We start from the raw sequence: 13,074 nt of genomic DNA, 5'->3' as shown, positions 1-13,074 counted from the left end.
GGACGGTCTCAGCCGCGTGCCGTCCAATCGACGGTGGTGGCCCTTCTGACGATGCCGGTGGGGGCGATGCGTTCGACGCGCGCCTCGCCGGCCTCGCCGTTCAGGCGCTCGAACAGCATCTCCGTGGCGCGTTCGGAGAGTTCGATCGGCGTGGTCGAGACGTTCGTGACCGGCCATTCGAACGATTCGGCGGCGTAGTCGGAACAGTACGACACCACTGACACGTCCTCTCCCGGAGTCAGATGATGACGCCGCAGCGTGCGCAACAGCCATTCCGTGGGGCGTGGCTGTCGCACGATGATGCCGAGCCGGTCGTCGGCGTGCGCCAGCAGCTGGCCGGCCGTCTTCTCGATGCCGGACCAGTCGTCGTCAAGCCTCTGGACCAGCGAGAATGTCATATCACGCTCCTCCGCCCGGTCTCGGGCGGCGATGTAGAAGTCGTCGACGAAGGTGTATTCGTGCGTGTCGGTGCCGATGATGTTGCCGACCATCGCCACATGGCGATGCCCGGTCGTCGCGAGTTCGTCGACCGCGAGTTGCGCCGCCCGAGCCGAGTCGGCGACGACCGAGTCCAGTCCGCGTGGATTATTCGTGCGTCCGAAGAGCACCACCGGCTGGTTGAATTCGGACGCTATCGGGACGCGTGCGTCTTCGCTGCGCACGTCCATGAGGATGAACCCGTCACAAATGGATTCGCCGGCCATGCGCTTCAGTGCGGACACCCCGTCGCGCATGGTGTTGATGATCACGTCGTAGTCGTGGCGTCGCGCGCATTTCACGATGGTATCGATATATGGAGTCGATTCGTTGGCGTCAGAGGCCTTGTTCATCTCCACGAACAGGGCGATGATGTTCGTCTTCGAGGTGCGCAGCATACGCGCTCCGGCATTCGGCTGGTAGTTCAGCTTGCGCATCGCCTCCTCGACACGCTTGCGCGTGGATTCCGCCACCACGCTCTTGCCGTTGATCACGAACGAGACCGTGCTCTGCGATACGCCTGCCAATGCGGCGACGTCCCTGCTGGTGGGCGGCCTGTTGCCACGTATGGCTTTTCTCGACATGAGTGCTTCCTTCGCATAGTGATTGCTTCACATGGAAATGTGTGCAGGCATGCATTGAATAATGCATTCAAACGTTTTCAATCTATTCTAGTAATAATATTTGCTACGTATTCATTAACTGTAGCCATGCGCCAGGTGTTTGGATTGTAGGTAAGCTTGATTCGCTGTGCTAAGCCGATGAAGGAATGCTGATATATATATAACCAGCGTAGGGCAATCCAATAGGGGGTTTTCTGCGGAACCTGTCTTCAAAATCGTCGCCGTCGCACCGCCACACTGGTATCCGGTTCTCCTGCCGGTTGGGTTCCGATGCTGTCGGAAGAGAAGCGAAAGAGGACGGTTCCGTCATATCCCGATACGGCTTATATACTCGACAAGGCTGGCGCAGTTGTTGGGCAATCGGAATTAATACGTATCAACACGCGGAATTGATGTTTTCGCAAACATCGGTTACGATGCAGATAACACATGCAAAGCATGTGAGACCCCCGAAGTGGGGAGGGCCTTGAAGGCGAGGTATGACTGGGAAGAGGTGGTTTCACCGACTACAACATCTGATATAAGACGGATTCCGACTACCTGCAAGTAACGGAATCCGATTGAATACGACGAACGATGGACGTCCCATCGGCAAATGACGCGTCAATCGTTCGAAATAGAAAGAACAACACACGAATCGTGTGTCCTTCCATTGATAATGGTAGCAGAAATGCAGTCGAAAACAAGGAATATCAGGATATTCCCTGTTTTTAGGGTGATTGTTCGCAGATTGCGAATCCGTTGTCGGTGTGAAGGTGCACGGGAACGGAAACAGGATATGAGCAAGAAAGCAATCAGAGGCCTGGCCTTGATGGCCTCGGCGTCCATGCTGCTGTCGTTGATCCCCGCCGCGGCGGTGGCGACGACGGCGCTGGCCGACGAGCCTGTGGGCACGAAGACCTATGTGGTCGATAACTCGACGGGCAAGACCCAGGACGGTGTCGCCATGGCGTCTCCAGGCGTCAAGGTCGGTGATATGTACTACACCATCGGTTCGAGCGCCATCGCGGCATCCGCCGGTGGCTCGAGCAACCTCGTGCTGTACGGCGGCAAGGACTGGCTCAACAAGCAGCCGGTGCTCGACAAAGACGGCAACGAGATCGTCATCATCGGGCCGGAGACGCACTTCACCGACCCGAACACCGGCGACGAAGTCTACCCGCTGGCCAATGCGAAGTCGGAACGTGTGGCGTTCTCCCAGACACCGAACGGCAAGTTCATCGTTTGGATCCACTGGGAGATGAACTCCGACTACTCCGCCTCACAGACGCTGGGCCTGATCGCCGACAGCGTCGAGGGGCCGTATCGCATCTATCAGAACCATCAGCGTCCAGGAGCCAGCACTGTCGACAAGAACGGCGGGCATGCCGCCAAGAGCCTCGACCCGAGCGTGCTTGCAGACAGCGAGCTCAACACGGACATCCCTGAAGCCTACGGCGACAGGCAGGGCAAACTCATCACCGACCGGCACACCGTCGGCACCGACGGCAACAACCTAGAGAAGCCGGCGCGGAACCCATACCCCGAGAGCATCAAACTGTACAACACCAGTGATGGGGGCAATCCGACGGTCAACGGCGACGGTTCCGTGGCTGATCCGAAGTGGAGCACCAAGGCCGGCTGGAACCTCTCCGGCAACGCGAGCTTCGGTTCCTCCGAGGCCGGCAACCGGTGGACGTACCAGTTCAACGACCTCAAGGACACCCTGCATCTGAGCGCTCGCGCCTTCCGTATGACCGACTTCGATTCCAGTGTCTACACCTCCAGCAAGAGCAACTACAGCGGCAACCTATCCACCAGTAGCTATGTCGCCCGCTACCCGGCCGTCAAGACCGACGATCCCAAGGACGAAGGCAAGTATGCGGCGGGCGTAGACGGCTCCGCCTACGTGGGCAAGACCAAGGACGGCGTGGACGGCGTGGCGTATCCGGAAGGTGGCTCCACTCCGGCCTACGATCCGAATACGAAGGATTCGATCGTCCCCCGTATGGGCGAGTACGACGCCTCCTCCACGATGAGGGTCACGGCCGATTTCACCAAGAACGCCAAGTCCGATGGCAGCGAGGACGCCAAGCCCGCGGCACCGGTCATCTCTCCGAAGCTCGATGAGAACAACAAGGACGGCGTGCTGGTGCTGCGAGGCAACAGCGATCCGCAGAAAGCCGACGGCATCTACGCGACCGCAGGATCCGCCGCCACGTACGACTCCACCATCTGGCTGACGAACGACGGTTCGGATCCGACCGACGAGAACAATCCGAACCGCATCTCCTACCACACCCGTTGGAACCCGTATCCGATCGTGGTCACCCAGGGCAATGGCGGCGGCACCCTCGTCCAGGGGAACTTCACCATCAAGGCGGCGACCCAGACCGGTAGCGAGGACGAGGGCAACGTTAAGTATTCCGACGTTGTCTCCCAGACTTTCCGCTACGCCGACCAGGGAACCGACGAATGGTATGACGTGCCGATCTTCCAGCCCGTGTCCACGCACGTGTCCGGCACGTACGACCATCAGGTCGGCTATCAGGAGGTCAAGGTCTTCGAGCCTTCCTACGGCACCGAGGTCTACTACACGATGGACGGCTCCACCCCGGCCCCGACCCGTTACGGCCAGAACTTCGGCTATGGCAGCCGCGACTACTCGTTCATCAACGACACCGTGGAATCCGGCGGCGACGGCAAGGCCTACTTCTTCACCGCGTCCGACGACCAGTACATGCGCGTCTGGGCGATGAACGACAACATGACCGCCGTCGTGCCCACGAAGGAATACGACATGAACGTCGGCGAGCACCGCGAGGCGCCGCAGCTGATTCGAGGCCCTCACGGCAAGTACCTGTACATGTTCACCTCCGGCCAGTCCGGCTGGTACAAGAACCAGGCCCAATACCAGCGCACCACCGGCGCGACCGTGGCGGCGGGCTTCGACGAGTCGAAGTACCCGCGCGACAAGTACGGCTACCGCGACGGCAGCGGGGCCTGGACCAGACTCCAGCCCTTCTCCGACGGCACCACGTACAACAGCCAGGTGGGCGGCGTGTACAACCTCGGCACCAAGGACGAGCCGAACTACCTGTTCAGTGGAAGCCACTGGGTGGTGGGCAACCTCGAGGATTCCTACACCATCTGGCTGCCTATGACCATCGACGACGATGCGTACGGTCCTGGAGGCAAATCCGGCCGCGAGCTGCGCGTCAAAGGCAAGGACGACAAGGGCAACGACCAGATTTCGTACCTTCCGATCTACACCGAGGATCCGGGACTGGTCACGGTGAAGTACACCGGCAAGACCTACATCACGCTTGGTGCGGATGGCAAGGGCACCGCTTCCGCTGACCCGTCTACCGAGAAGATCGACATCAAGGCGCCGAAGTCCTACGACCAGCTGAAGACCGATGAATTCAAGGTGAACCCGGACAACCACACGCCGCGAGTCATCGACTACCAGCAGGAGCAGAGCTTCCAAGCGTCCAAGTGCGATATCCCGGACTCCAACGGATGGCAGACCTGCTGGGACGGTAATCCCGCCGACAAGGATTCCGCGGTTTCCAAGAAAAACGGCGTCGTCGCCGATGCCAACGACTTCCTGCTCGGAGCCGACGGCAAGCAGCTGCTTGATGCCGACGGAAACCCGACCACCGATCCGGACAAGGTCATCGACAAGTCCAAGATCCAGTACGAGAGCATGAAGGACGCGGGCATCATCCGCAACTACTCGGTCGCCACCGCCTTCAACAACAAGGACTGGGATCTCGACAACTACGACGGCAACGAGGAGGCGTATCTGGGTTCCGGCGTCGACTTCTACATCACCGTGGACCTCGGCCAGAAGCGCGACGTGAAGACCATCGGCCTGTCGTTCAAGTCCGTCGGTGGCTCGGACAACGCCCACCGCTACGGCATCTACGCCACCAACGACGTGGATAAGAACGGCAATCCGACGAACTGGCAGATCATCGAGAACAACAAGGAGAACAACGTCCCCGGCTTCCAGGGCCACAACTTCGAGAACACGAAGTACCGCTATGTGAAGTGGGCGAACTCCGGCAACCAGGACATGTCGCACGGCAAGAGCGCCTCGTGGTCCCGCGGCCTCTATGAGATGACCATCCGGGCCACGAAGCTCGTCAAGGAAGGCCTCGATGCGACGGCTCTGGAGAAGAACATCAGCCAGGCCACCGCACTCGTCGGCTTCACCGACCGCTACACGGCCGATTCCCTCAAGAAGCTGGGTGACGCGCTCAACGCCGCGAAGTCCCTCGATGACCAGCTGTACGCCGAAGGCCAGGCGACCAAGCTCACCCAGAGCGACATCGACAAGGCCAATACCACGCTCGATGACGCCATCAAGGGATTGACGGACATCAACGCCACCCCGACGCCGACCGTGACGGCCGACGGCCTGAAGCAGGCCATCGCCATCGGCTCCGAGCTGGCGGCGAAGACGGACGTGTACACGGCCGATTCGCTGGCCGCGCTCAAGACGGCCGTGGATGACGGCAACGTGGTGCTGACGAAGACCGACGCCACGCAGGACGAGGTCGACGCCGCGACCGCGAAGATCGCCGACGCGATCAAGGCGCTCGCCGTGATCGAGCCCGAGCCGACCCCGGCGCCCGCCCTGTCCCTCGACGGTCTGAAGGCCGCGATCGACCTGGCCGACAAGGTGAACGCCGACGACTACACGGACGCCTCCGTCAAGTCGCTGGCCGACGCCGCGGCGGCAGCGAAGAAGGTGCTCGAAGCCGCCCAGGCCGAGAACACCACGACCACGCAGGCCGACGTGGACAAGGCCACCTCCGACGTGCTCGCCGCCTACGGCAAGCTGGAGAAGAAGCCTGTGGAGCCGACCCCGGCCCCGCTCGACTACTCCGCCCTGCAACAGGCCATCGATGACGGCAACGCCATCGTGAACGGCGTAGATGCGAAGAGCCTGTACACGGAAGACACCCTCAAGGCCCTCTCCGACGCGATCGCCGACGGCGAGAACGTGAAGAAGACCGCCACCGAGCAGAAGCCCATCGACGCTGCCGCCAAGGCGATCAACAAGGCGATTTCCGGCCTCAAGAAGCAGGAGACCAAGCCTGAGACGGCCAAGCCGGACACGTCCAAGCTCGACCTGGCGATCAAGGAATCCGAGAAGCGCAAGGCCTCCGACTACACCGCCGACTCCTGGGCCGTGTTCCAGAAGGCGCTCGACAACGCTAAGCAGGTGCGCAACCACGCTGCCACCCAGCAGGCCGTCGACGACGCGCTCGCCCAGCTTGCCGACGCCGCGTCCAAGCTGGTGCCCGCGCAGTCCGGCGACAACGGCGACCAGTCCGGCGACCAGTCCGGCGACGGCAGCCTGACCGGCAACGGTTCCAACGGTTCCAACGGTTCCGCCGACGGCAAGACCGGTTCCGCGTCCGGCCGTCTGTCCAAGACCGGCGCCGACACGGCCGGCCTGGTCGCGGTCATGGTCCTGATGACCATCGCCGCGGCAGGCGCCGCCTTCGTCAAGGAAAGGAGGAACGACTGATCTTCTGATCCCCTAGTTTTTCTCCTCCTTCACCGCGAAGCCCGGTCCCATCGCCATCCTCCTTCCACACAAGGCGACGGGAACCGGGCTTCGCCGTCTTCGCATCCCGTATTCCCGCGTCCTGTATCCCACACATACGTGCGGAGGTGTCATATCGTCCGGAAGGCCGCGAAACGCCGTCGTATTGTTAATACGTATGAACGCTGTGGTAACGTAAACATTATTGCGGATGCATCATCGCATCACACGCCGGACCACGTGCGTCGCGGTGAGGGCGGGATGCGGCGACGCGGACGAAGGAGTCGGCACCCACCGATCGCCTCCGCACAACAGAAGGAAGGATTGCAGCAATGCCCACCAACGCAGGAAGAAGGACGGTCGCGCTGCTGGCCGCCGCGGCGACGCTCGCCTGCGGCGTACCGGCCGCCGCGGCCGCGACGCCGCAGGCGAGCGCCGACGGCGCCACGCTGGGAATCGCCGCACAGGCGTTCCAGTTTGCCGGCGAGACCGACGTCGACAACATTAAGGTCAACTGGGCCGGCGAGGCCGGTGCCACCTACGACATCGCACGCGCCGAACGCAAGGACGGCGCGACCGGCGGCTTCACCACCGTGAAGAAAGGCGCCACCGGCTCGTCATGGGACGACTACGACCTGAAGACCGGAACCGACTACGTCTACAAAGTGACCGCCTCCTCCGGCGCGGCCGGCGAGAGCAACACCGTCGCGACCTATAAGGCGCCGGGCGGCCTGGCCACGTGGGAGAACACGAAGGCCGGCGTCTACCAGGGCAAGAGCGGCATCAAGGTGGGCGACACCTACTACCGGTACGAGGCGAAGAAGGCCGACGGCGGCGTGGACGTCGTCGAATACACGTCCGCCGACGACGCGACTTGGTCGAAGCCGCGCACCATTCTCGACCACACCAAGGTGAGCTGGCTGAAAGGTGCGAAGATCGAAAGCTTCGGTGCGCACTACAACGCCAAGACCGACAAGGTCGTCATCTGGGCGCACTGGGAAAACGACAAGGACTACACCGAGGCCAAGGTGTTCTCCGCCTCCGGCACGCCCGGGAAAGACGATTTCAGGAGCGTCGAGCCGTACCGCCCGCAGGGCAACGAATCGCGCGACCTGAGCTTCTACGAGGACTCCGACGGTAGCGCCTACCTGATTTCCTCCACCAACAACAACTCCGACCAGATCATCTACACGCTCGACAAGGACTGGACCGCCGTGTCCGACAAGTCCGGAGTGACCGTCAACAAGGGGCTCAACCGCGAAGCGCCGAGCCTCGTGCGCGTGGACGGCTGGTACTACCTGTTCACCTCCGGCACCAACGGCTGGTATCCGACCCAGGGCCAGGTGCTCGCCGCCAAGACCATCGCCGGACTCGCCGACGCCAAGCCACAGCTCATCGGCAACAGCCAGACCTACGGCGCGCAATCCGGCGGAGCGGTCCGCGTCGGCGACGACTACATGATCGCCGCTAACCGCTGGTCCGGCGGTTGGGCGAAACCCGACCCGGCGTTGAACGGCGCGTTCTCCTCGCAGCGCATGCTGCCCGTCGCGTTCAACAACGGGTTCGCCGCGTACGACTACTACGCGCAGGTCAAGTACAGCAAGGATTCCGACGCGAAGAACGCAGTGATCGTGCCCGTGCAGTCCGGCCGTGACCTCACCGCCGGAGCGACCATCCTCACCGATCAGACCACCGAGGCCGGCACCAACACCGACGCCGGCTGGACCGGCGAGGCCTCCTACGCCATCGACGGACTCGACGACGAGAACGCCCGCCAGTACATCCCCTCCGGGAACGGCGCGTACACATGGACCGTCGACCTCGGCAAGCTGAGCACCATCAGCCAGGTGGATATCGACTTCCATGAGGTACGCGGTTCCGACACCTACGCGCAGTACGTCATCAAAGGCAGCGCCGACGGCGTCAACTACACGACGCTCGCCGACAAGTCCGCCAACACGATTCCCGGATTCAACGAGAACCTCATCGACGCCAACGGCCAGTACCGCTACCTGCAGATCGCGGTCAACGCGACCAAGCGCGTGAAGGACGACGCCTCCGCCGAGACCTGGTGGCAGCGCGGCTTCAAGGAGGTCCGCGTCTACGGCATCCAGACCAACGCCCAGTACGACGGCAAGACCTATAGCGGCGTACCCGTGGGCGAGGAATGGTACGACACCTCCGGCCAGCCCATCCAGGCCCACGGCGGCGGCTTCCTGCAGGAGAAGGACGCCAAGGACAATCCGGTCTACTACTGGGTCGGCGAGGACAAGTCCCACAACTCCGCCAACTTCAAGAGCGTGAATCTGTACAAGTCCACCGACATGCTCAACTGGACCAAGGTCGATTCCATCCTCACCAAGGACTCCGCCAAGGCGGCCGGCGCCGAATACGGTCTGATCGACGTGAAGATGGAACGCCCCAAGATCCTGAAGAACAAGGCAGGCAAGTACGTGGTCTGGGCCCACTGGGAGGACGCCACCGGTTACGCCTCCAGCCAGATCGCCGTCGCCACCGCTGACAGGATCGAGGGACCGTACACCTTCCAGGGCCATTGGCGTCCGGGCGCGGGCACGGCCGCCAAGTACCGCAACTGGCGCTCCGTGTCCAACGGCAACGAGACCATCCAGATCACCGACGCCGATTACGCCAAGGACACGGACGACGGCGGCAAAGCCATCACCGATCCGGCCGTCTGGGCGGCGATGAAGGCCGACGCCATCACGGACAAGGGCTTCAACGACACCATCGACGAGAGCGACTGGAGCGAAACCCCCGATCCCGAATACGGCCAAGGCCAATACGGCTACGGCTCGCGCGACATGACCCTCTACCAGGAAGGCGACGAGGCGTACATCGTCACCGCCGAGGACTACCAGCAGATGCGCATCCACAAGCTGAACGCCGACCTGACCGACGTGGCCTTCACCGACGCCTCCAAGACCAAGGAGACGATGACCTACCGCGCCTTCCAGGGCAAGCGCCTCGAAGCGCCCGCGCTGATGAAGCACGACGGCGTCTACTACCTCATCATGTCGACGCAGTCCGGCTGGTACCCGAACCAGGCCCGCTACTACACGAACACCGATCTGACCAAGGCGAACGGCTGGAGCGGACCGACCATGATCGGCAACAACTCCACGTTCTACAGCCAGCCCACCAGCATCATGACGGTGACGGCGAACGGCAGGAACAGCTACATCTACCTCGGCGACCGCTGGCAGCCCGACCGTCTCGGCTCGTCCACGTACATCTGGTTGCCGCTCACGTTCGGCGGCAAGGACGGCAAGACGCTGACGATGGACTACACGCCCGGCTGGAAGCTCAACACCAAGACCGGCGACATCGAATACGCGAAGACCAAGCTCGTCTCGCAAGGCCGCCCGGTCTACGCCGACCCGCGCAAGGACGGCAAGACCGATGCCGCCTACGCCCCCGGAAAGGCGAACGACGGCGACTACCAGATCGACACCTGGTGGGACGAGAACAAGACCTACTACGCGCAGGACCACGTGCCGTTCACCTGGACGGTCGACCTGGGCGCGGTGAAGGACCTCGCCCGCGTCGACCTGAGCTTCCCGATGGTCGGCGGCTCCGAAGCGAAGTTCGGCTACCTGATCAAGGGCTCGAATGCGCCGATCTCGTCACTCGACGAGGCGAAGGCCGCCGACTGGACGACGCTCGCCGACCAGCGTGACAACCAGACCGTCGGATTCAAATCCGATCGTGTGTCCGGCAAGTACCGCTACGTGCAGATCGAAGTGGACAGCGCCATCAACGTGCACAACGGCAATTCGGTCGCCGACTGGCTCAACGGCCTCGTCGAAGCGCAGGTCTACGAGAACACCGGCACCGGCGAACTCGCCGCCCTGCCGACCTCCAGCCTCAAGGCCGGCACCTACACCAGCGATCAGCAGGTGACGCTCTCCTCCAGTGACGAGGGCGCGACGATCCACTACACCACCGACGGCTCCGCGCCGACCACCGACAGCCCCGTGTTCGACAAGGCCAAGCCGATTACGGTCACCAAGGGCGTCACCACCGTCAAGGCCATCGCGGTCGCCGACGGCAAGGCGGCCAGCGGCGTGGCCTCGTGGACATACCGGATCATCGACCCGAACGACGTGACCGGGCTGCAGGACGGCCAGGCCACCGCGTTCGCCGTCACCCCCGACGAAGGCGCGAACGGCCTGCCGAAGACGCTCAAGGTGATCACCGCCGACGGCAGGAAAAAGGACGACGCCGCCGTGACGTGGAACACCGACGGCGCCGACCTGACCACCCCGTACACGCAGACCAGCGTCACCGGCACGATGGCCGGCGGCTACACGGTGCACGCCACCGTCGCCGTCGCGCCGAAGAACCTCGTGTTCATGATCGACTCCGGCACCAAACCCGCCGAGGAAGCCACCGGCACGTCCGCGTACTTCCAGGCCGTCAAGAACCGCTTCGGCGACCAGGTGCTCAACGCGCAGTCCGACCAGAAGTTCGACGCCGCCAGCGGCTGGGGCTACACCGGCAAGGTCGGCAACCCGAACAACTCGGACGCCACCATGGGCATCTACAACGGCGACGGGATCGACACGACCGGCTGGTACTCGCAGGGCTCCAAGGCCATGACCTACTCGCTCACCCTGCCCGCCGGAACGTACACGCTGACCACCGGCCACCAGGAATGGTGGACCGCCACCCGCAACATGAAGGTGGACGTCACCGTGGACGGTACGACCCAGACCAAGGACGTGCACGTCGACAAGAACGCGCCGCACGCCGAAGCCGCGTTCGAGCTGACCCTCGACAAGACCTCCAAGGTCGACGTCTCCGTGCATGAGGACGGCGCCGTCATGGCATGGATCGGCGTGTCCAAGTCCGACGCCTCGCCCGACGACCTCGTCGCGCTCAAGACCACGGACCTCGGCACCGCCGTGGCCAGCGGCACCACCGCCGACGAGCTCAAGGCCAAGCTGCCGAAGACGCTCGAGTTCACGACCCGCGGCGGCGACACCGTCACCCGCGACGTGGCCTGGGCCGTGCCCGACGGCTTCGCCAAGGGCAAGGACTACGACGCCTTCGACGTGACCGGAACCGTGGACGGCTATACCGCGGGAGCGATCTCCTACCATGTGGAGATCGCTCCCGAAAACCTCGTCTACTTCATCGATTCCGGCACCGCGGGCAAGGACTCGCCCGCATGGCGGGCCGTCAAGGCCGGCGTGCCGTCGCTGAAGAACGCGGACGTCTCCGACCAACAGGCCGCCGACGGCACATGGGGTGCGAACCTCGCCGACGTGACGGCCTACGGCAACGGCGCCGACAAGTCCGACACCGCGCTCGGCGGCGAGAAGGACGGCGGCAAGAAGGACATCGTCTACACGCTGCCCCTCGACGCCGGCACCTACCGGTTCTACATCGGCTCCAAGGAACTGTGGCAGGGCCCGCGCTCCGCCACGTTCACCGTGACCTACACGGACGCCGACGGCGAAACCAGGACCGCCAAGCTCAACGACGGACAGCCGGTCGTCATCGGCAACAAGTCCGGCGAAAGCTACGAGCCGTACGCGATCACCACCAGCGACGAGATCACCGTCGGCTCCGGCATGGTCACCGTCACCGCAGCATACGGCGGCAGCGGCGACGCGGCGCTCGTCTCTTGGCTGGGCGTCGCCGGCAAGGCCAAGGAAGCCGTGAAGACTGACAAGTCGAAGCTCGAAGCCAAGATCGCCGAGATTGACGGCGAACAGCTCGACCAGTCCAAGTACACGGCCGAATCCTGGTCCGCGCTCGAAACCGCGCTGACCGCCGCCCGCAACGTGCTCGCAGACGAATCCGCCACCCAGCAGCAGGTCAATGACGCGCTCGCCGCGCTGACCGTAGCCCGCGACGGCCTCAAGCCCGCCGAGAGCGCCAAGGCGGACAAGACCGTGCTGAACGAGGCGATCGCCGCCGCCGAAGGCCTCACGCAGGACGACCTGGCCAAGTACACGGACGACTCGGTCAAGACGTTCCGCCAGGCGCTGGCCAAGGCGAAGCAGGTGGCCGCCGACGCCGACGCCACGCAGGCCGAAGTGGACGCCGCCGCGGCCGCACTGGTCGCCGCTAAGACCGGCCTCGTGCCGAAGACCGACAACGGCGGCAATGGCGGTAATGGCGGTTCTGATGGCGGTTCTGATGGCGGTTCTGATGGCGGTAACGGTGATGCCGGCAACGGTGGTAATGGCAGCGCCGGTGGCTCCGGCTCCGGTACGGAATCCGGAATCTCCGGTACGGCCGGCGCCACCGCATCGACCGGCAAGCGAGGCCTGTCCCGCACTGGTTCGGCCATCGCACCGATCGCCACGGTGATGCTGCTGGCGCTCGCCGCCGGCGTGGCGGCCGTCATCCGCCGCAAGCGCCGCACCCGCGGCTGATCCAATCCGCCGCAAGCGTCATATC

General features: G+C 63.5%; 3 protein-coding genes. 2 read left to right on the top strand and 1 reads right to left on the bottom strand.

Annotation, left to right across the window (positions count from 1 at the left end):
- Nucleotides 1-8 precede the first annotated feature (8 nt).
- A complete protein-coding gene (locus AC1AYN_RS09430) occupies nucleotides 9-1,061 on the bottom strand; it encodes a LacI family DNA-binding transcriptional regulator (protein ID WP_476533032.1) in 1,053 nt (350 codons plus the stop codon).
- An 817-nt stretch (nucleotides 1,062-1,878) separates the two neighbouring features.
- Between AC1AYN_RS09430 and AC1AYN_RS09425 the strand changes: the two genes are divergently transcribed.
- Nucleotides 1,879-6,624 carry a hypothetical protein gene (locus AC1AYN_RS09425; RefSeq protein ID WP_476533031.1) on the top strand — a complete coding sequence of 1,582 codons (4,746 nt, stop codon included), beginning with the start codon at nucleotides 1,879-1,881 and terminating at the stop codon, nucleotides 6,622-6,624.
- 350 nt (nucleotides 6,625-6,974) lie between these two features.
- Complete coding sequence (locus tag AC1AYN_RS09420; RefSeq protein ID WP_476533030.1) at nucleotides 6,975-13,049, top strand: family 43 glycosylhydrolase; 6,075 nt, start codon at nucleotides 6,975-6,977, stop codon at nucleotides 13,047-13,049.
- Nucleotides 13,050-13,074 lie beyond the last annotated feature (25 nt).

This window comes from Bifidobacterium sp. LH_413 (assembly GCF_056357015.1).
The sequence above is the reverse complement of the archived record's forward strand: the minus strand, read 5'-3'. Positions and strand labels throughout refer to the sequence as shown.

Excerpts from the sequence above, each read along its gene's own strand:
- AC1AYN_RS09420 (WP_476533030.1), top strand. The coding sequence starts at position 6,975 with ATGCCCACCAACGCAGGAAGAAGGACGGTCGCGCTGCTGGCCGCCGCG.
- AC1AYN_RS09430 (WP_476533032.1), bottom strand. The coding sequence starts at position 1,061 with ATGTCGAGAAAAGCCATACGTGGCAACAGGCCGCCCACCAGCAGGGAC.
- AC1AYN_RS09425 (WP_476533031.1), top strand. The coding sequence starts at position 1,879 with ATGAGCAAGAAAGCAATCAGAGGCCTGGCCTTGATGGCCTCGGCGTCC.